Origin of the sequence: Klebsiella sp. OBRC7, from assembly GCF_000293135.1 — a bacterium.
Lineage (GTDB): Bacteria > Pseudomonadota > Gammaproteobacteria > Enterobacterales > Enterobacteriaceae > Klebsiella > Klebsiella michiganensis.
Genome location: NZ_ALNJ01000001.1, coordinates 138,636 through 157,581, shown reverse-complemented (window position 1 = coordinate 157,581; position 18,946 = coordinate 138,636). Strand labels below are relative to the sequence as shown.

19 protein-coding genes are annotated in these 18,946 nt (G+C 61.9%); 7 read left to right on the top strand and 12 right to left on the bottom strand.

Annotated features, from left to right (window positions below; translation table 11 throughout):
* The 3 genes from hypF to HMPREF1144_RS00750 form a co-directional block, all read right to left on the bottom strand.
* Complete coding sequence (gene hypF / locus HMPREF1144_RS00760; protein WP_042926693.1) at positions 1-2,220, bottom strand: carbamoyltransferase HypF; 2,220 nt, start codon at positions 2,218-2,220, stop codon at positions 1-3.
* A 12-nt stretch (positions 2,221-2,232) separates the two neighbouring features.
* Positions 2,233-2,760: an electron transport protein HydN gene (gene hydN / locus HMPREF1144_RS00755; protein WP_009651595.1), complete on the bottom strand. Its 528-nt coding sequence runs from the start codon at positions 2,758-2,760 to the stop codon at positions 2,233-2,235.
* Between the two features lie 134 nt (positions 2,761-2,894).
* A complete protein-coding gene (locus HMPREF1144_RS00750; protein ID WP_009651558.1) occupies positions 2,895-3,908 on the bottom strand; it encodes a LacI family DNA-binding transcriptional regulator in 1,014 nt (337 codons plus the stop codon).
* Positions 3,909-4,164: 256 nt separating this feature from the next.
* Here HMPREF1144_RS00750 and ascF point away from each other — a divergent pair, with 256 nt between their 5' ends.
* Both ascF and HMPREF1144_RS00740 read left to right on the top strand, forming a co-directional pair.
* On the top strand, positions 4,165-5,607 hold the full coding sequence (gene ascF, locus HMPREF1144_RS00745) for a PTS cellobiose/arbutin/salicin transporter subunit IIBC (protein ID WP_004853503.1): 1,443 nt from the start codon (positions 4,165-4,167) through the stop codon (positions 5,605-5,607).
* 26 nt (positions 5,608-5,633) lie between these two features.
* Entirely contained in the window at positions 5,634-7,058 is a 1,425-nt protein-coding gene (locus tag HMPREF1144_RS00740; RefSeq protein WP_009651593.1) for a 6-phospho-beta-glucosidase, read from the top strand.
* 195 nt (positions 7,059-7,253) lie between these two features.
* Here HMPREF1144_RS00740 and hycI read toward each other — a convergent pair whose 3' ends face one another.
* The 9 genes from hycI to hycA form a co-directional block, all read right to left on the bottom strand.
* A complete protein-coding gene (hycI, locus tag HMPREF1144_RS00735; RefSeq protein ID WP_009651572.1) occupies positions 7,254-7,739 on the bottom strand; it encodes a hydrogenase maturation peptidase HycI in 486 nt (161 codons plus the stop codon).
* Entirely contained in the window at positions 7,732-8,142 is a 411-nt protein-coding gene (locus tag HMPREF1144_RS00730) for a formate hydrogenlyase maturation HycH family protein (RefSeq protein WP_009651568.1), read from the bottom strand. Before HMPREF1144_RS00730 ends, hycI begins: the two co-directional genes overlap by 8 nt.
* Entirely contained in the window at positions 8,139-8,906 is a 768-nt protein-coding gene (locus HMPREF1144_RS00725) for an NADH-quinone oxidoreductase subunit B family protein (protein ID WP_004853511.1), read from the bottom strand. Before HMPREF1144_RS00725 ends, HMPREF1144_RS00730 begins: the two co-directional genes overlap by 4 nt.
* Positions 8,906-9,448: a formate hydrogenlyase complex iron-sulfur subunit gene (locus tag HMPREF1144_RS00720; RefSeq protein WP_009651597.1), complete on the bottom strand. Its 543-nt coding sequence runs from the start codon at positions 9,446-9,448 to the stop codon at positions 8,906-8,908. The genes HMPREF1144_RS00725 and HMPREF1144_RS00720 overlap by 1 nt, the downstream gene beginning before the upstream one ends.
* A 9-nt stretch (positions 9,449-9,457) precedes the next feature.
* The gene (gene hycE, locus HMPREF1144_RS00715) at positions 9,458-11,167 is read right to left on the bottom strand and encodes a formate hydrogenlyase subunit HycE (protein WP_004124089.1); all 1,710 of its coding nucleotides are present in this window, start codon (positions 11,165-11,167) and stop codon (positions 9,458-9,460) included.
* Positions 11,168-11,184: 17 nt separating this feature from the next.
* On the bottom strand, positions 11,185-12,108 hold the full coding sequence (locus HMPREF1144_RS00710; RefSeq protein ID WP_004853516.1) for a respiratory chain complex I subunit 1 family protein: 924 nt from the start codon (positions 12,106-12,108) through the stop codon (positions 11,185-11,187).
* A gap of 2 nt (positions 12,109-12,110) precedes the next feature.
* Entirely contained in the window at positions 12,111-13,937 is a 1,827-nt protein-coding gene (hycC, locus tag HMPREF1144_RS00705) for a formate hydrogenlyase subunit 3 (RefSeq protein WP_009651611.1), read from the bottom strand.
* Positions 13,934-14,542, bottom strand: a complete 609-nt coding sequence (locus HMPREF1144_RS00700; protein ID WP_009651583.1) for a 4Fe-4S dicluster domain-containing protein — start codon at positions 14,540-14,542, stop codon at positions 13,934-13,936. Before HMPREF1144_RS00700 ends, hycC begins: the two co-directional genes overlap by 4 nt.
* Before the next feature lie 82 nt (positions 14,543-14,624).
* The gene (gene hycA, locus HMPREF1144_RS00695) at positions 14,625-15,074 is read right to left on the bottom strand and encodes a formate hydrogenlyase regulator HycA (protein WP_004853522.1); all 450 of its coding nucleotides are present in this window, start codon (positions 15,072-15,074) and stop codon (positions 14,625-14,627) included.
* A gap of 208 nt (positions 15,075-15,282) precedes the next feature.
* On the opposite strand from hycA, the gene hypA reads away from it, so the two are divergent.
* From hypA to hypE, 5 genes are read left to right on the top strand one after another with little or no spacing between them, the layout of a single operon-like run.
* Entirely contained in the window at positions 15,283-15,627 is a 345-nt protein-coding gene (gene hypA, locus HMPREF1144_RS00690) for a hydrogenase maturation nickel metallochaperone HypA (RefSeq protein ID WP_004114752.1), read from the top strand.
* 7 nt (positions 15,628-15,634) lie between these two features.
* Complete coding sequence (gene hypB / locus HMPREF1144_RS00685) at positions 15,635-16,507, top strand: hydrogenase nickel incorporation protein HypB (RefSeq protein ID WP_004853525.1); 873 nt, start codon at positions 15,635-15,637, stop codon at positions 16,505-16,507.
* On the top strand, positions 16,498-16,770 hold the full coding sequence (locus HMPREF1144_RS00680; RefSeq protein WP_004104861.1) for a HypC/HybG/HupF family hydrogenase formation chaperone: 273 nt from the start codon (positions 16,498-16,500) through the stop codon (positions 16,768-16,770). Before hypB ends, HMPREF1144_RS00680 begins: the two co-directional genes overlap by 10 nt.
* A complete protein-coding gene (gene hypD, locus HMPREF1144_RS00675) occupies positions 16,771-17,892 on the top strand; it encodes a hydrogenase formation protein HypD (RefSeq protein WP_009651548.1) in 1,122 nt (373 codons plus the stop codon).
* Entirely contained in the window at positions 17,889-18,899 is a 1,011-nt protein-coding gene (gene hypE / locus HMPREF1144_RS00670; RefSeq protein WP_009651551.1) for a hydrogenase expression/formation protein HypE, read from the top strand. The genes hypD and hypE overlap by 4 nt, the downstream gene beginning before the upstream one ends.
* The last annotated feature ends 47 nt before the right edge of the window (positions 18,900-18,946 follow it).

The following is an 18,946-nucleotide window of genomic DNA, read 5'->3' as shown; positions in this document are numbered from 1 at the left end:
TTAAGCCTGCAGGCGGGCCGCAGCGATAACCGCCTGGCCGAGGGCAATCGCGCCATCGCCTGCGGGCAGCTGCTGCGGAAAGAGCAGAGTAAAATCGGCCAGATAAAAGGTCAATCGCGCCGTCAGCAGGCGGTTGTGCAGTACCCCGCCGCCGAAGGCCAGCGTGTGAATATTCCGTGCGTTCGCGCAATCGCGCATCATGGCCGCCAGCCCGCGGGCCAGCGCATCATGAAAGGCCCAGGCTTTTTGCGCCGGGCTCGCCTGCCAGCTCAGCCACCGCTGCCAGAATGTAGCCATGTCCAGTTTACCTTCGCGCCACGGCAGGGTCGCTGGATGATCAACTCCTTCGCAGGTCGCCGCCAGCGCCTCCAGACGGCACGCCGCTTCCCCCTCATAGCTCAGGGTGAGCGGCGCGCAGCCCAGCGCGCAGGCGACGGCGTCAAACAGACGGCCGCACGACGATGCCTGCGGCGCATTAATACCGCGCTCGATGGCCCGCGCCAGCAGCGGCCAGCTTTGCTGGCGCAGCGCGGCGGTGTCGGCATAATTCTGCCATTCAGGGACGAACGCCAGGCAGTGGGCGAGCAGATTGCGCCACGGCTGACGCGCCGCGAGGTCACCGCCGGGCAGCGCCACCGCCGGCAGACCGCCGAGATGCTCGCACTCGCGATAGTTGACCCGCAGGCACTCGCCGCCCCACAGCTCGCCGTTTTCCCCCATCCCGATACCGTCGAGGGTCAGGGCAATCACGTCGCCGCCCTCCAGCGGCCAGCGGTGCTCGGCCAGGCAGGCGGCTGCGTGGGCATGATGATGCAACACGCGGTCCACCGGCAGCGCCAGCGACGCCGCCCACCGCGAAGCGCGGTAGCCGGGATGGGCGTCGGCAACCACCCGCTGCGGGGTAAAAGCGTAAATCTCCTGCATCAGACGCAGCGCCTGCCGCCACTGCGCCTCGACGCCCTCCTCGTCGAGATCGCCAAAATGCTGGCTGAGCACCGCTTCATCGCCGCGCAGCAGGCAGAACGTATTTTTCATATCCGCACCGAGAGCCAGCAGCGGCGGTACGTCGTGGAAACCCGGCGGCAGCGCCAGCGCGTCCGGCACGTAGCCGCGGGCGCGGCGCAGCATCTCGCCGCTTTGCCGCACCACGGAATCATCCATCCGCTGCACAATCTCGCGATTATGCAGCAGAAAACCGTCGGCAATTCCGGCTAAATCCGCCAGCGCCTCGGCGTTGGTTAACGCCGGCGGGCGGCCGCTGAGGTTGCCGGAGGTCATCACTAATGGGCGCGCCAGCGCCTGCGAAAGTAAATGCTGCAGTGGATTAGACGGCAGCATCCCCCCTACTTCCGCAAGCCCTGGCGCAATCTGGTCGCACAGGCCGGCCACCTGCGTTTTCTCCAGCAGCACGATCGGCGCGGCGGGAGAGGTCAGCAGCGTCAGCGCCGGTTCATTGAGCCCCGCCGTCGTCGCCAGCATCACCGCCAGCGGTTTCGCCGGGCGATGCTTACGCGCCCGCAGCTTCGCCACGGCCTCGCAGTTTCCGGCGTCGCACAGCAGATGGAAACCGCCCAGCCCCTTCACCGCCACAATATCGCCCGCCAGCAGGCGAGCAATCGTCGCATCTAAGGCGGCCTCGCCAAATAAGTGCCCCTGCGGGCCGCGCCACTCCAGCTGCGGCCCGCACTCGGCGCAGGCTACCGGCTGCGCGTGAAAGCGGCGATCGGCGGGATCGCCATATTCCGTCGCGCAGGCGGGGCAAAGAGGAAACGGCGACATAGAGGTCAGCGGGCGGTCGTAGGGCATAGCGCGAATAATGGTAAAGCGCGGCCCGCAGTGGGTGCAGTTGATAAACGGATAGCGGTAGCGGCGCTCCCGCGGGTTGTTCATCTCCGCCAGGCATGCCGGGCAGGTAGCGGCATCGGGCACAATCTGCGTGCGCATGCTTCCGGCCCCGCTTTGGCGGATGGTAAAGCCCGGCGGCGGCGCGGCCCAGACAAAAGGCGCCGCTGCCGCGCTGTCAATACGCGCCAGCGGCGGGCAGCGCCGGGTTAACGCGGCGAGAAATGGCGTATCATCGCCGACAAGGCGCACCAGCACGCCGTCGCCGTCGTTGCACACGTCGCCGCGCAGCCCCAGCTGCTGCGCCAGCTGCCAGACGAAGGGGCGGAATCCCACCCCCTGCACTTTACCGCGAATGCGGATTTGCACCCCGTTCATTGCGCGGCCGGCTTACCAGGCCAGCGCGGTGCGGCGGCGTTTTTCGATATTCATCTGTTCGAGCTTGTTGCGGTCGACGCAAATCAGCGCGTGGGTCGGACAGGCATCCATACAGGCCGGGCCTTCCTCACGGTGGTGGCAAAGGTCGCATTTGTTGGCTTCGGCTTTTTCCGCCATCACGTTCAGCCCCGCGCCGCTGTGGCGGATAACCGGGCGCACCACCACTTCCATGGCGCCGTACGGACAGGCCACCACGCAGGTTTTGCAGCCGATGCAGCGCTCCTGCATCACGTGGACGAAGCCCTGGTCGCGGCTGATGGCGCCGTTCGGGCAGACGTTGGCGCACGGGGCGTCCTCACACTGACGACAGGCGGTGGCCGTCGACACGTTGACGCCTTTGATCACGTGAATACGCGGTAGAAAGGTTTTTGGCGTCAGCGCGGCGCAGTCCTGATTTTCCTGATGAGAGACCACGCAGGCCACTTCACAGGTGCGGCAGCCGATGCATTTGCTCGCGTCGGCGATAATGAAACGGTTCATCCATTTCTCCAGCTGTAAGAAGGTTACGCGCCGGAGTATGCATAATGCGTTCCAATTTTTATCTTACTAATATTAAAGGAGATAATTACGATACAGACTGTCATCGTCAGTTGTGACGATGACAGCTGACGACGTCAGGCGTGCGGGCCGGGAACCATCGAGTCGCGTTCAATCAGCTCGCCGGAAAAGGTTTGCTGAAATTTAAAATCGCCGCCGTCGAGCATAAAGATCAGCCGGTTGATGCTCTCTTTGATCATCTCCGTCACCGGGACTTTGACGCTGGAGAGCGCCGGTACCATAAACGGCGCCAGCGCGATATCGTCAAAGCCCACCACCGAAACCTGCTCCGGGACCTTGACGCCGAGCTGGTGCAGCTGCTTCATCGCACCAACCGCCATATCGTCGTTGCTCGCCACCAGCGCGCTATAGCCGACGCGGCGCTGGCGCAGCGTCGCGACTCCCGCCGCGCCGGTTTCCGGCGTCCAGCGGCCTTCGACGATCAGATCGTTATTCAGGGCAATGCCGCCGCGGGCCAGCGCGTCTTTATAGCCCGAGAGGCGCTCTACGCCGGTTGGCGAATCCAGCGAACCGGTAATAAACGCGATATCGCGATGGCCGAGCGCGATAAGCTTTTCCACCGCCATCATCGCCGAGGCTTTTTGATCGGACCAGACGCAGTGGCTGGCGTTGCGGCGCAGACGGCGGTTGAGCACCATGATCGGCCGCTCATGATTTTCGATAATCTCATCCATCTCATCAACGCTGAGAAAGCGCGGATAGATAATAATCGCATCGCAGCGCAGATCGAGCAGATACTGAATCGCCTCGCGCTCCTCCTCCGCGCTGTGCTTGCCGTCGGCGAGGATCAGCTGCCGCCCTTTGTCTTCGGTCATCCGCGCCACGTGGTAAAGCAGTTCGCTGAAATAGACGCCGTGATAAAGGGTGTTGGTCACCACCAGCCCGAGGGTCTGGGTCTTTTTCGTCGCCAGATTGCGCGCCAGCAGATTCGGCCGGTAGCCGCTTTCGGCCACCGCCTGGAAAACGCGATCTTTGGTCTCCTGGCTGACATAGCCGTTCCCCGACAGCACCCGCGAAACGGTGGCCTTCGACACCCCCGCGCGCTTCGCTACCTCCAGCATCGTTGCCATGTGGTTATTCCTGTTGCCAATGTTGCCCGCAGTGTACTGCACGCGCTGCCCTTTTTCAGCATTTGCGCGTCGCCCGCGCTGATGCGCACACAGCGATCAAAATCACAAAATTAAGATCTTATTTTTTTATTTCTTGTATGCATTCATGAAACTAATCATGATTTTGTGGAACCGGTTTCCTACGTATACATGATGCCGCTCCGCTTTCCGGCGCGGCGACAAGCCAGTACCCCATTGATAAACAGGATAAAATCCGATGTCTAAAAATTATGCAGCTCTGGCGCAGCAGATTATCGCGGCAATTGGCGGCGCAGATAACGTTGCCGCCGTCACCCACTGCATGACCCGCCTGCGTTTCGTGGTCAAAGACAACGAGCGGGTCGACAGCGCCACCCTCAAAGGGCTGAAAGGCGTGCTCGGCGTCGTGCGTAGCGATAACCAGTGCCAGGTGATCGTGGGCAATACCGTCTCCCAGGCGTATCGCGAAGTGGTCGCCCTGCTGCCGGGAGAACTGCGCCCTGCCGAACCGCAGGGAAAACCGCCGATCACCCTGAAGCGCATCGGCGCCGGGATCCTCGACGCACTGATCGGCACTATGTCGCCGCTGATCCCGGCAATTATCGGCGGATCGATGGTCAAGCTGCTGGCGATGATCTTAGAGATGACCGGCGCGCTGCCCAAAGGCGCGCCAACGCTGACTATTCTGACGGTTATCGGCGACGGCGCGTTCTTCTTCCTGCCGCTGATGGTTGCGGCCTCCGCGGCGGTGAAGTTCAAAACCAATATGTCGCTGGCGATTGCGATTGCCGGGGTGCTGGTACACCCGAGCTTTATCGAGCTGATGGCCAAAGCCGCCCAGGGCGAGCACGTGGAGTTCGCCTTTATTCCGGTGACGGCGGTGAAATACACCTATACCGTGATCCCGGCGCTGGTGATGACCTGGTGCCTCTCCTATATCGAACGCTGGGTCGACCGTATCACCCCGGCGGTGACAAAGAACTTCCTTAAACCGATGCTGATCGTGCTGATCGCCGCTCCGCTGTCGATTCTGCTGATTGGCCCGCTCGGCATCTGGATCGGTAGCGCCATTTCCGCGCTGGTCTATACGATCCACAGCTATCTCGGCTGGCTGTCGGTGGCGATTATGGGCGCGCTGTGGCCGCTGCTGGTGATGACCGGGATGCACCGGGTCTTTACCCCGACTATCATTCAGACCATCGCCGAAACCGGCAAAGAGGGCATGGTAATGCCGTCGGAAATCGGCGCTAATCTGTCGCTGGGCGGTTCGTCGCTGGCGGTGGCGTGGAAAACCAAAAACCCGGAGCTGCGCCAGACGGCGCTGGCGGCCGCGGCTTCCGCGATTCTGGCGGGGATTTCCGAACCGGCGCTGTACGGCGTGGCGGTGCGGCTGAAGCGACCGCTGATCGCCAGCCTGATCAGCGGCTTTATCTGCGGCGCAGTGGCCGGCATTGCCGGGCTCGCCAGCCACTCAATGGCGGCGCCGGGGCTGTTTACCAGCGTCCAGTTTTTCGACCCGGCCAATCCGATGACCATCGTCTGGGTCTTCGGCGTCATGGCGCTGGCGGTAGTGCTGTCGTTTGTCCTGACGCTAATGCTTGGCTTTGAAGATATTCCGCAAGAAGAAGCCGCCGCCGACGCCAGACAGCGCCAGGCCGGCACCCAGGCTTCTCACGCCTGAACACCATTTTGTTAACGAGGTAACGCATGGCGACTTTTCCACAGGGATTTTTATGGGGCGGCGCACTGGCCGCCAACCAGTCCGAAGGGGCATATCTGGAGGGCGGCAAAGGGCTGACCACCGTCGATATGATTCCCCACGGCGCGCACCGCCTGGCGGTCAAGCTGGGGCAGGAGAAACGCTTCGCGCTGCGCGACGATGAGTTCTACCCGAGCCACGAGGCGATCGATTTTTATCATCGTTATAAAGAAGATATCGCCCTGATGGCGGAGATGGGCTTTAGCGTCTTCCGCACCTCTATCGCCTGGAGCCGTCTGTTTCCTAAGGGCGATGAGCTGGAACCGAATCCGGAAGGGATCGCCTTTTATCGCTCGCTGTTCGAGGAGTGCAAAAAGCACCGCATCGAGCCGCTGGTGACGCTGTGCCATTTCGACGTGCCGATGCACCTGGTCACCGAGTACGGCTCCTGGCGCAATCGAAAAATGGTGGAGTTCTTCACCCGCTACGCCCGCACCTGCTTTGAAGCCTTTGATGGCTTGGTGAAATACTGGCTTACCTTCAATGAAATCAACATCATGCTGCACAGCCCGTTCTCCGGCGCCGGTCTGGTGTTTGAAGAGGGGGAAAATCAGGAGCAGGTGAAATACCAGGCCGCCCATCATGAACTGGTCGCCAGCGCCTTAGCGACCAAAATCGCCCACGAGGTGAATCCGCAAAATCAGGTCGGCTGTATGCTGGCGGGCGGCAACTTCTACCCTTACTCCTGTAAGCCGGAAGACGTGTGGATGGCGCTGGAGAAAGATCGCGAGAACCTGTTCTTTATCGATGTCCAGGCGCGCGGCGCGTATCCGGTCTGGGCGGCGCGGGTATTCCGCGAGAAAGGCGTGACCATCGCCAAAGAAGCGGGCGATGATGAAATCCTGCGCCATACCGTCGATTTCGTCTCCTTCAGCTACTACGCTTCGCGCTGCGCGTCGGCGGAGATGAACGCCGGCAACACCAGCGCCGCCAATATTGTTAAATCACTGAAGAACCCGCATATTCAGGCCAGCGAATGGGGCTGGGGCATCGACCCGCTCGGCCTGCGCATCACCATGAATATGATGTATGACCGCTACCAGAAACCGCTGTTCCTCGTGGAAAACGGTCTCGGCGCGCGGGATGAGATTGACGCTAACGGCGAGATTAACGACGACTACCGCATCAGCTATCTGCGCGAGCATATTAAAGCGATGGGTGACGCCATCGAGGACGGCATTCCGGTGATGGGCTATACCAGCTGGGGCTGTATCGATCTGGTGTCCGCTTCTACCGGCGAGATGAGCAAGCGCTACGGCTTTATCTACGTCGACCGCGACGATGCCGGACACGGCACGCTGGCGCGAAAACGCAAAAAGTCGTTCTGGTGGTATAAAAAGGTGATTGCCAGCAATGGGGAAGATTTGGCGTAGTGTGCCCCGCGGACTGAGGGAGCCTCAGCTTAACAAACACCTGCAACACGGAAATTTTCCCGGCTTGCGCTACGCTTAGCCGGGCTACAGGTTCATCAACGCCAGCGAACCGGTAGCCCGGGTAAGGCGTTTACGCCGCGCCCCGGGAAAAAAGGACGCTTGCTCCCCTGACCGAACTTCCGGCTCGCGCTGCGCTTAGCCGGGGAACGCCGGCTCCTCTGCGGCTTCAAGTGCCGCAAAACCGCCCTGCCCCTGCCAGCCATCAAGCCGCGCGTACACCACCTCGACCGCGTCCTTAATCGGCTGGGTCATTGGGTAATAAAAGCCGACGATATCCGGCTGAATGCCTAGGAAAATCACCTCGCCGATATCCTCTTTTAGCTGATCGATCAGATAGTTGAGCGGCATATTGTGGGTGGTCATCATAAACATCTCGGCGATATCGTCCGGATCGACGATGCGGATCTCGCCGGGATTCAGGCCCATATCGGTGGCATCGACGATCAGCAGGCGCTCGGGGCGCAGCTCGCGAATGGCGACGATATCGTTCTCCGGCGCGCTGCCGCCGTCAATCACCACCCATTCGCCGACGGGGTTAACCGCGCACATCTCCGCCAGCAGCGGACCTGCGCCGTCGTCGCCCATCATACTATTGCCGACACAGAGTAAAACGTCAGTCACGGAGTCTCCTCACTATCAGGTAGATGGCGCTTTCCTGGTGAATATCATGCAGCATGCTGAGCAGCGTTTTGCTCCACGCCTGCTGCTCGGGGGTCTGCCGGGCCTGCGCTTTATCAAAAGCGTTGGCCAGCATCGTCACATGATTGCTGTCGATAACAATCTCGCCGTACTTCGGCACGCCTTCCATTTTACGCCGCGCGGTGCTGCCCTCTTCGAGGGTCGCAATCCACGCCAGATACGCCTGCCACGGGCAGCTCAGTGCCGCCTCAAGGCAGTCGATCACGCCGAGGTGATGGCCAATCGCCAGGCTGTAATAGACCACCTGCTGCGCCTGGTCGGGCGTCGCATCGTTCTCATCAATAAATTTACGGCTCAGCTGACTGAACACCACCGTCTCGCTCATCGGATACGCGCTCCCTCGACCACCTGGTTCAGATGGGTGACGATCTCGGTCAGGCGCGGATCTTTTTCCGCCTCCAGCCAGCGCACCACCTGGCTATCGCCCTGCCCCAGCAGGCGCATATAGTCGTCGGCTATCTGGCGACCGTAGCGATAGCCCGCCAGCCGGCGCGCTTCGCGATCGATGCGCACCCGCAGCGGCTGTACCATATCCGGGTGCAGGAGTTCGGTCGGCTGCTCGTCCTGCTCGCCCGGCAGACGGGCGTGGATTTTCTGCTCCAGCAGGCCCAGCGCCATCGCGAATCCGTACAGCGTCGCGGCGGGGGTCGGCGGGCAGCCGGGAATATAGACATCCACCGGCACGATTTTATCGGTGCCGCCCCATACGCAGTAGAGGTCGTGGAAGATGCCGCCGCTGTTGCCGCAGGCGCCGTAGGAGATACAGATTTTCGGGTCCGGCGCGGACTGCCACGCGCGCAGCGCGGGAGAACGCATCGCCCGGGTTACCGCCCCGGTAAACAGCAGAATATCGGCGTGACGCGGCGACGGCACCACTTTGATCCCAAAACGCTCGGCGTCGAACAGCGGCGAAAGGGTAGCGAAAATCTCGATCTCGCAGCCGTTGCAGCCGCCGCAGTCCACCCGGTAGACGTAGGCGGAACGCTTAATTTTCTTCAGCAGCGATGCCTTCATGCTGGCGATGGACTCATCCACCGTCATCGGCACCGGAATGCCGTTTTCATCGCGCGGCCCTAATAAGTTACTCATCAGCTGGCCTCTCTCATATGGCGAGTCAGTTCAATACGGTCGGACGGCACCAGGCACTTCTGGCGTTTACACTCCGGGCAGGTCTCAAAGCTTTCGCGATGCAGCTCGGCGCGGCTGTCGCCGTTGTGTTTGAGCAGCGCGATGGCGTAGTCGATCTCTTTCTGTACGGCGAACGGCCGTTCGCATACCCGACAGTGGCAGATGGCAAAACGCGACTGCTGGAGGAAATCCTCTTTTTTCCACACCGCCAGCTCGTACTCCTGAGAGAGCCTAATCGCCGCCGTCGGGCAAACCTCTTCGCAGCGTCCGCAGAAGATGCAGCGTCCGAGGTTGAACTGCCACGCCAGCTGGTTGGTGGCCAGATCGGTCTCCACCGTCAGGGCGTTCGACGGACAGGCGTTAACGCAGGCGGCGCAGCCGATGCACTGCTGCGGGTTATGCTCCGGTTTGCCGCGGAAGTTTTTATCCACCGGCATCGGCTCCAGCGGGTATGAGTGCGTCGCGGTGCCGGTTTTGATAACTTTTTTAATAAAGGTAAACATGGCGATTCCTTATTTCAGCGGCGAGTTCTTACGCTCGATGCTGTAGCGCTCCAGCTCTTTGTACGGCACCACTTTGCTTTTCTTCTTGCGCACGTCGACCACGGTCATGCGGTCGGTGCAGGAGTAGCACGGGTCGAGGCTACCGATAATCAGCGGCGCGTCGGAGACGGTATTGCCGCGCAGCATATAGCGCAGGGTCGGCCAGTTGGCGTAGGTCGCCGCCCGGCAGCGCCAGCGGTACAGCTTCTGGTTGTCACCGGTCATGCTCCAGTGGATATCATCTCCGCGCGGCGCTTCCGAGAAGCCCAGCGCGAAGCGGTGCGGAATATAGGTGAACCCTTCGACCATCAGCGGGCCGCCCGGCAGGTTATCGAGGCCGAAGTCGATCATATTCAGCGCGGTGTAGACCTCGTTGATGCGCACCTTCAGGCGCGAGATGACGTCGCAGCCCTGTTCGCTGTGCACTTCCATCGGCAGCAGGCCGTAGCCGACAAACGGGTGATCGGCGCGGGTATCGCGGGCGTGGCCGCTGGCGCGCACCATCGGGCCAACGTTGCTGAAGTCGCGGGCGATTTGCGGGTCGAGACGGCCAATGCCCACGGTACGCTGCTCCATATTCGGCGTGCTGAGCAGCATATCTACCAGCTCCTGCACGTCGCGGCGCATCTGCTGCGCCAGCTGGCGGGTCTGGATCATGTCCTCTTTCAGCAGATCGCGACGAATGCCGCCAATCAGGTTCAGACCGTAGGTTTTACGCGCCCCGGTAAGAATTTCCGCCATCTTCATCGAGGTTTCGCGCACGCGGAAGAATTGCATAAACCCGGAGTCGAACCCGGTAAAGTGGCAGGCGAGGCCGAGGTTCAGCAGGTGCGAGTGCAGGCGCTCCACCTCCAGCAGAATGGCGCGGATCATCTGCGCGCGCTCCGGCACCACGATGCCCATCGCGTTCTCCACCGAAGTGGTGTAGGCGGTGCTGTGGGCGAAGCCGCAGATCCCGCACACGCGGTCCGACAGGAAGGTCACTTCGTTGTAGCCCATCCGGGTTTCCGCCAGCTTTTCCATCCCGCGATGGACGTAGAACAGGCGGTAGTCGGCGTCGATAATATTTTCGCCGTCAACGAACAGGCGGAAGTGGCCCGGTTCGTCGGAGGTGACGTGCAGCGGGCCAATCGGCACCACGTTGTTTTTCTTGCTACCCAGCTCGTTGATAAACTCGTAGGTTTCGGCGTCGGTGGTCGGCGCCGGACGCTGGCGGTAGTCCATGCTGTCTTTACGCAGCGGATAGAGTTCATCCGGCCAGTCGTCCGGCAGCACCAGGCGGCGCTCGTCCGGCAGCCCCACCGGGATCAGACCGTACATATCGCGCACTTCGCGCTCGCCCCATACTGCCGCCGGCACCCGCGGCGTCACCGACGGATACTCGGGTTTATTGGCGTCCACTTCCACGCGTACGGTGATCCAGCACTTCGTGCCCTGCTCCATCGACAGCACGTAGTAGACGGCGTAGTGGCCGTTCAGCTTGCGTTCATCGTTGCCGAACAGCACCGACAGCCAGCCGCCCTGCTTGTAGTACAGGAACTCGACCACTTCCGGCAGATAGTTGACCTTCACCGTGACCGTCAACTGGTCTTTGGTCTGCCAGGCTTCATCCAGCACCACGCCCGGAAAGGCCTGATGCAGCGCGGCGAGATAGTGTTGACCGATTTTTTCTTCAGACATGCTCAAACTCTCTTAAATCACGCCACCAGCAAGGAGACGAAGGCTAAAAAGGCAAAACCAAACCCGGCCCAGGTGACGCGGGAGGTGGCGCAAAAGCGCAGACGCGCCATGCTGTTTTCGAACAGCGCAATCACCAGCACGCCGAGCACCAGCTTGACGACGGCAACCACCAGCGCCAGCAGCAGACCGCCGACGCTAAAGCTGGTCATCTGTCCCCACGGGATAAATACGCCGACGAACATCTGCAGGACCACCAGCTGCTTGAGGCTGATGCCCCACTTCAGCACGCCGAAGCCGCTGCCGCTGTATTCCGAGAGCGGGCCTTCCTGAAGCTCCTGCTCCGCTTCCGCCAGGTCGAACGGCAGCTTGCCCATTTCGATAAAGGTGGCGAAGGCGCAGGCACACAGCGCCAGAATCAGCGGAAGAGTGCGGGCGACAGGCCAGTGATAAATGGTGTCGGTGATGCTGCTGATATGGGTGGACTCCGCGACCTGCGCCGCGACCCACAGGCCGAGCAGCAGGATGGGCTCCACCAGCACGCCGAGCATCGCTTCGCGGCTGGCCCCAATAGCGGTAAACGGGCTGCCGGTATCAAGGCCGGAAATAGCAAAGAAGAAGCGGGCGATAGCGAACAGGTAGATCAGGGTGATCAGGTCGCCCAGCCCCGCCATCGGCGAATCAACGGTCACCACCGGCAGCGCGGTGGCGATGGTCAGCATCACGCCGACCATCACGTACGGCGTCAGGCGGAAGACCCAGCCGGAGGCGTCCGGGCCAACGCTCTGGCGGCCCAGCAGTTTCAGGATATCCCGGTACTCCTGCAGCACGCCCGGACCGCGGCGGTTGTGCAGACGCGCGCGGGCGACGCGGGTCACCCCGGACAACAGCGGCGCGGCGGCGAACAGCACCAGCGCCTGCAACAATGCAATTAATACGCTCATTCTCAGGCTCCTCGGGAAATCACAATCACCACCAGCACCGCCAGCTCCACCAGCGCCACGCCGCGAAACAGCGCGGGCGCGGAAGCGTTCTGCCAGCCGGGCACCAGGCGCACCGGGTTCAGCCAGTGGCGCAGTTTCAGAATCGGCGCAAAGGCTTCTTTCACCGGCATGGCGAAACCGTGGGCGGTCACCACCATGGATTTTTCATGGTCGTAGCCACAGACCCAGGCCGCCCCGCGGGAGCGCGCCGGCAGGCGATCGCCCTTGAAGAAGATCATCAGCAACAGCGGCAGCAGCGGGCAGGCAATCAGCAGAATGGCGATCAGCGGCTGAGACACCACGCTGGAGACCTCCGCCTGCACCGGAAACGCCCCGCTCACCAGCGGCAGCAGCCACGGCGCGGCAACCCCGCCAATCACGCAGCAGACGGCGGCCAGCACCACGCTAAAGGTCATCAGCCCCGGCGCGCAGGTGGCGTTTTCCGCCTCTTTGCTTCGCGGCGCGCCGAGGAAGGTGACGCCGTAGACTTTCGCCATACACATCACCGCCAGGGCGCCGGTAATCGCCAGGCCCACCGCCAGCAGCGGCCCAAGCAGGCGGCCAACAAACGCATCGCCGGTGCTTAGCTTGAAGAAGGACTGATAGATTACCCACTCTCCGGCAAAACCGTTCAGCGGCGGCAGCGCCGCCATCGCCATCAGGCCCACCAGCATGGAGAGCGAAATCAGCGGCATTTTCTTGCCGATGCCGCCGAGCTTTTCGATATCGCGATGGCCGGTGCGGAACCACACCGCCCCCGCGCCGAGGAACAGGGTGGTTTTAAACAGGCTATGGTTGATCAGGTGATACATGCCGCCGATAAAGCCCAGCACCATCAGGGTCGGGTTATGGGTCGCCACGCCGGTGACGAACGCCCCGAGGCCGAGCAGGATAATGCCGATGTTTTCCAGGGTGTGGTACGCCAGCAGGCGCTGAATATTGTGCTCCATCAGGGCGTACAGCCCCCCGACGAAGGCGGTGATCATGCCCAGAACCAGCAGCATCACGCCCCACCACAGCGGCGGTACGCTGCCGGCCAGCGAGACCGTCAGGATGCCGTAGAGACCGACCTTCATCACCACCGTGGAAAACAGCGCGGCGGCCGGCGCGCTGGCGCCTGCGTGGGCCTGCGGCGCCCAGCCGTGCAGCGGAATAACTCCGGCCAGCAGCGCAAAGCCGACCAGGCCCGGCAGCCACAGCAGCGCGTTCTGCGGCACCGCCATCGCCAGCTGGGTAATCTGCGCCAGCTCAAGGGTGCCGTAGGACGACCAGACCAGCCAGCAGCTCCACGCCATCAGCAGCGTACCGAGGCGACCCAGCGCAAACCACAGCTTGCCGGACTGCGCGCAGCCGGTAAGAAATGCGGCGCACAGGGCCATAATCTCCGCCATCACCACCAGCGCGCCGAAGTTCGTCACCACCACCGCGCAGGTCGCAGCGGCCAGCAACAGGTTCACCAGCAGGCCGTTCGCTTTGACCTGCGGATGACGATGCCAGGCAATATTGAACAGCGAAATCGGCAGCGCCGACAGGCCGATCGCCAGCAGCCACAGCGCGTTGACGCCGCCCACGCGCAGGGTCAAATGCAGCATCTGCAGCATGCCGCCGCTAACGCGCTCCGGCATCAGCAGCGCCGTTCCGCCCGCCAGCACCAGCATCGCGCTGGCGACCGCGCCGCCAATCCCGGCGATCGCCCCGCTCAGCGGTTTGCGCAGGGCGAACAGAAACGCCAGCACCGCGCTGGCGGCGTACCAGGCCACCGCCTGATTCACTAAGGAAATCACACTCATTTCACGTCCCCTTGTTGCGCCTGGAACAGCGACAGATCGCCGAGATCGGTATTAAAAGTCAGCTGCCGCTTACGCTTGCTGGCCTGGGCGATATCGCGGATATCCACCAGCAGCAGCGCTTTGGTCGGGCAGGTACGTACGCACGCCGGGCCCTGCTCATCGAAGTGGCACAGGTCGCATTTGACGGCGATGGCGCGCACGCCCGGTACCCAGTCGAGCAGCGAGCTGACGCGGGCCGGCGCCGGCGGCGCGGCGGGGGCCAGGGGGGTATTGGCGTTAGCCGGCATATCCAGCGGACGGCTGCCGGAAAACTCAATGGCGCCGAACGGACAGGCGATGCCGCACAGCTTGCAGCTTACGCACAGGCTCTCATTGAGCTGCACCGCGCCATCAACGCGATTAATGGCGTTAACCGGGCAGACGGCGGCGCAGGGCGCATCTTCACATTGGTGGCACATCTGCGGCGCGGATTCTTTTTCATTGCGCATTAAATGCAGCCGGGGCATGGCCTGCAGGCCCTGCTGGCGGTGAGTCTCAGCGCAGGCGGCTTCGCAGGTGCGACAGCCGATACAGACGGTGGAGTCAGCAATTACAAAACGGTTCACCGGGTCATCCTCAGGTGAAAGTCATTTTTGACGAAAACAGGTTACGCAGGTGTCAGCTTCGACACTTGTCGACACCTGACGATTAACGGGCCAGCGTCAGGTGGCTTAAATCCACCGGCTGGTCTTGTTCGATAGCCTCGTAGAGACGGTCGTAAACGCTGGCGATAGTCGCCAGATAGTGCTCCAGAACCTGCTCGCGATCGCGGTTGCTGATCCGGCCATCAATGGTGCCGTCTGAACCCAGCGTGGCCTGGGCAATCAGGCGTCTGTCGTCGCTGTTTTTGGTTTCGACGTAGTACTCGATGGTGTGGCTGTTAAAGCCCTCCGCCAGCGCCACGTAGACCTGAAAATGGCCAAACAGTACGAAGCACAGCTCTTTATCCGGCGCGCAGCTCATGGCGTGATGCAGACGCGCTTTCGACAGGGTTATTCCCTGTACCAGCGAGTTGCAATAGGTGTGCCACTGCTCCTGATGCTGGCGGTGACGATCGGCGATGTAGTCCGCCTTTTCACTTAATTCCCAAATAGTCATCCCGGATCCCCCGTTGTATGAGATGCACCGGTTAAGCACTTTTCATGCCAAAATTTAATTAATTGATTTTAAACATATTTATAAAATTTCGGGGGCCGAAAAGACATGTCGATGACGACGTCTGCCGCGCGTCATCGACATTTTCGTGACATTACCTATGACCTGGCATCGTTATTGCATTAAAGGGCCATCGCGATACGGAGGCACCATGCACGAAATCACTCTTAGCCAGCGGGCGCTGGAAATTATCGAACAGCAGGCGCTGCAGGCCGGCGCGCGTCGGGTGACCGGCGTGTGGCTGAAGGTCGGGGCGTTTTCCTGCGTGGAGGCCAGCGCGCTGACCTTCTGCTTTGAGCTGGTGTGCCGCGGCACGCTGGCGGAGGGCTGCGAGCTGCATATCGCCGAACAACAGGCTGAATGCTGGTGTGAATCCTGCCAGCAGTACGTGCATCTCATCTCCCAGCACGTGCGCCGCTGCCCGCAGTGTCAGAGCGACCGGCTGCAAATCGTGGCGGATGACGGCTTACAGATTCAGCGACTAGAAGTGGAGTAATAAGATTATGTGTACAACCTGCGGCTGCGGTGAAGGCAACCTTTATATAGAAGGCGACGAGCATAACCCGCATTCGGCGTTTCGCAGCGCCCCCTTCGCGCCCGCCCCGCGCCAGATGATGAACATTACCGGCGTGAAAACCGATAACTTTTCCCCCACCCGCTCGGAAGCTGGCGACCTGCACTACGGTCACGGCGAGGCGGGTACCCATGCGCCCGGCCAGAGCCAGCGGCGAATGCTGGAAGTGGAAATCGACGTGCTGGATAAAAACAATCGTCTGGCCGCCCGCAACCGCGCGCGCTTCGCCGCTAAAAACCAGCTGGTGCTGAATCTGGTCTCCAGCCCCGGCTCCGGCAAAACCACCCTGCTGACGGAAACCCTGCTGCGGCTGAAAGAGAAAACCGCCTGCGCGGTGATTGAAGGCGATCAGCAAACGGTGAACGACGCCGCGCGCATCCGCGCTACCGGCACCCCGGCGATTCAGGTCAACACCGGCAAAGGCTGCCATCTCGACGCGCAGATGATCGCCGACGCCGCGCCGCGCCTGCCGCTGGATGACCACGGGATCCTGTTTATCGAAAACGTCGGTAACCTGGTGTGTCCGGCGAGCTTTGACCTCGGCGAACGTCATAAAGTGGCGGTGCTGTCGGTAACCGAAGGCGAAGACAAGCCGCTGAAGTATCCGCATATGTTCGCCGCCGCCAGCCTGATGCTGCTTAACAAGATCGACCTGCTGCCGTATCTCAACTTTGACGTGGAGAAGTGTCTGGCCTGCGCCCGCGAGGTGAACCCGGATATTGACATCATCCTGCTCTCCGCCACCAGCGGCGAAGGCATGGACCAGTGGCTTAGCTGGCTGGAGACGCAACAATGTGCATAGGCATTCCCGGACAAATCTGCGCCATTGACGGCAATCTGGCGAAGGTAGAAGTGTGCGGTATTCAGCGCGAAGTCGACCTGACCCTGGTGGGCGCGGTCGACGATCGCGGCCAGCCGCGTCTCGGCCAGTGGGTGCTGGTCCACGTGGGTTTCGCCATGAGCGTGATTAACGAAGCCGAAGCCCGCGATACCCTCGAGGCGCTGCAAAATATGTTTGAAGTCGAGCCGGACGTCGGCGCGCTGCTGTACGGCGAGGAGCGGTAAATGCGCTATGTCGATGAATACCGCGCCCCGGAACAGGTGATGCAGCTGGTGGAACATCTCCGGCAGCGCGCGCGCCTGCTGCCGCATACCGCCGACCGTCCGCTGCGCATTATGGAAGTGTGCGGCGGCCATACCCACGCCATTTTTAAATTTGGCCTCGACCAGCTGCTGCCGGAAAATATCGAGTTTATTCACGGCCCCGGCTGCCCGGTGTGCGTGCTGCCGATGGGACGCATCGACGCCTGTATCGATATCGCCAGCCGTCCGGGGGTGATTTTCTGCACCTTTGGCGACGCCATGCGCGTGCCGGGAAAAAACGGCTCGCTGCTGCAGGCGAAATCGCGCGGCGCCGACGTCCGCATCGTCTATTCGCCGATGGATGCCCTTAAGCTGGCGCAGCAGAACCCCGAGCGTGAAGTGGTGTTCTTCGGCCTTGGTTTTGAAACGACGATGCCCGCCACCGCCCTGACCCTGCGCCAGGCCCGCGAGCGCGGCGTCGCCAACTTCTACTTTTTCTGCCAGCACATCACCCTGCTGCCGACCCTGCGCAGCCTGCTCGACCAGCCGGATAACGGTATCGACGCGTTTCTCGCCCCCGGTCACGTCAGCATGGTGATTGGCACCGACGCCTACGGCTTTATCGCCAGCGACTATCATCGTCCTTTAGTGGTGGCAGGATTCGAACCGCTTGATCTACTGCAAGGCGCGGTGATGCTGGTTGAGCAGACAATAGCGCGGCACAGCGACGTGGAGAACCAGTATCGCCGGGTGGTGCCCGATGCGGGCAACCCGCTGGCGCAGTCGGCCATCGCCGAGGTGTTTTGCCTTAGCGGCGATAGCGAGTGGCGCGGTCTGGGGGTGATTAACGACTCCGGCGTGCATCTGACGGCCGCGTATCAGCGTTTCGACGCCGAAGCGCATTTCCGCCCGGCACCGCAGCGGGTCAGCGACGACCCGCGCGCCCGCTGCGGCGAGGTGCTGACCGGCCGCTGCAAACCGCACCAGTGCCCGCTATTCGGCAATACCTGCAACCCGCAGAGCGCGTTTGGCGCGCTGATGGTCTCATCGGAAGGCGCCTGCGCCGCCTGGTATCAATATCGCAGTCAGGAAATCGAAGCATGAAAAGCGTTCAGTTAGCCCACGGTAGCGGCGGTCAGGCGATGCAGCAGCTGATCGGCGACCTGTTTATGCAGGCTTTCGCCAACCCCTGGCTGGCGGAGCAGGAAGATCAGGCGCGTCTCGATCTTGCCCAGCTTAGCGCGCAGGGCGACAGGCTCGCCTTCTCCACCGACAGCTACGTCATCGATCCGCTGTTTTTCCCAGGCGGCAATATCGGCAAGCTGGCGGTGTGCGGCACGGCCAACGATGTGGCGGTGAGCGGCGCGCTGCCGCGCTATCTCTCCTGCGGGTTTATTCTCGAAGAGGGGCTGGAGATGGCCACCCTCGAAGCGGTGGTGAACAGCATGGCGCAGACCGCGCGGGATGCCGGCATCGCCATTGTCACCGGCGATACCAAAGTGGTGCCGCGCGGGGCGGCGGATAAGCTGTTTATCAATACCGCCGGGATCGGCGTCATCCCTACCGGTATTCGCTGGGGGGCGCAGCAGATTAGCGCGGGAGACGTGCTGCTGGTCAGCGGTACGCTTGGCGATCACGGGGCAACGATCCTCAACCTGCGCGAACAGATGGGGCTTGACGGCGCGCTGTCCAGCGACTGCGCGGTACTGACGCCCTTGATTCAGACGCTGCGCGACGTTGCTGGCGTGAAAGCCCTGCGCGATGCCACCCGCGGCGGCGTTAACGCGGTGGCCCATGAATTCGCCGCCGCCAGCGGCTGCGGGATTGAACTGCACGAGAATAAGCTGCCGGTGAACGATACCGTGCGCGGCGTGTGCGAACTGCTGGGGCTGGACGCGCTTAATTTTGCCAACGAGGGCAAGCTGCTGATCGCCGTCGCCCGCGAGGCGGCGGAAAGCGTACTTGCGCATCTACGGTCTCAGCCATTAGGCCGCGATGCGGCAATAATCGGCGAGGTTGTGCCGCGCGCGGGCGTGCGCTCTGTCGGTCTGTACGGCGTGAAGCGCACGCTGGATCTTCCCCACGCCGAGCCGCTGCCAAGAATTTGTTAACGGTGCGGCCCCCGGATTGCGGCTAACGCCTTATCCGGGCTACAAAA

Excerpts from the sequence above, each read along its gene's own strand:
- hypF (WP_042926693.1), bottom strand. The coding sequence starts at position 2,220 with ATGAACGGGGTGCAAATCCGCATTCGCGGTAAAGTGCAGGGGGTGGGA.
- HMPREF1144_RS00750 (WP_009651558.1), bottom strand. The coding sequence starts at position 3,908 with ATGGCAACGATGCTGGAGGTAGCGAAGCGCGCGGGGGTGTCGAAGGCC.
- HMPREF1144_RS00730 (WP_009651568.1), bottom strand. The coding sequence starts at position 8,142 with ATGAGCGAGACGGTGGTGTTCAGTCAGCTGAGCCGTAAATTTATTGAT.
- HMPREF1144_RS00725 (WP_004853511.1), bottom strand. The coding sequence starts at position 8,906 with ATGAGTAACTTATTAGGGCCGCGCGATGAAAACGGCATTCCGGTGCCG.
- HMPREF1144_RS00710 (WP_004853516.1), bottom strand. The coding sequence starts at position 12,108 with ATGAGCGTATTAATTGCATTGTTGCAGGCGCTGGTGCTGTTCGCCGCC.
- HMPREF1144_RS00680 (WP_004104861.1), top strand. The coding sequence starts at position 16,498 with ATGTGCATAGGCATTCCCGGACAAATCTGCGCCATTGACGGCAATCTG.
- ascF (WP_004853503.1), top strand. The coding sequence starts at position 4,165 with ATGTCTAAAAATTATGCAGCTCTGGCGCAGCAGATTATCGCGGCAATT.
- hypD (WP_009651548.1), top strand. The coding sequence starts at position 16,771 with ATGCGCTATGTCGATGAATACCGCGCCCCGGAACAGGTGATGCAGCTG.
- HMPREF1144_RS00740 (WP_009651593.1), top strand. The coding sequence starts at position 5,634 with ATGGCGACTTTTCCACAGGGATTTTTATGGGGCGGCGCACTGGCCGCC.
- hycA (WP_004853522.1), bottom strand. The coding sequence starts at position 15,074 with ATGACTATTTGGGAATTAAGTGAAAAGGCGGACTACATCGCCGATCGT.
- hycC (WP_009651611.1), bottom strand. The coding sequence starts at position 13,937 with ATGAGTGTGATTTCCTTAGTGAATCAGGCGGTGGCCTGGTACGCCGCC.
- hypA (WP_004114752.1), top strand. The coding sequence starts at position 15,283 with ATGCACGAAATCACTCTTAGCCAGCGGGCGCTGGAAATTATCGAACAG.
- hycE (WP_004124089.1), bottom strand. The coding sequence starts at position 11,167 with ATGTCTGAAGAAAAAATCGGTCAACACTATCTCGCCGCGCTGCATCAG.
- HMPREF1144_RS00720 (WP_009651597.1), bottom strand. The coding sequence starts at position 9,448 with ATGTTTACCTTTATTAAAAAAGTTATCAAAACCGGCACCGCGACGCAC.
- hydN (WP_009651595.1), bottom strand. The coding sequence starts at position 2,760 with ATGAACCGTTTCATTATCGCCGACGCGAGCAAATGCATCGGCTGCCGC.
- hypB (WP_004853525.1), top strand. The coding sequence starts at position 15,635 with ATGTGTACAACCTGCGGCTGCGGTGAAGGCAACCTTTATATAGAAGGC.
- hypE (WP_009651551.1), top strand. The coding sequence starts at position 17,889 with ATGAAAAGCGTTCAGTTAGCCCACGGTAGCGGCGGTCAGGCGATGCAG.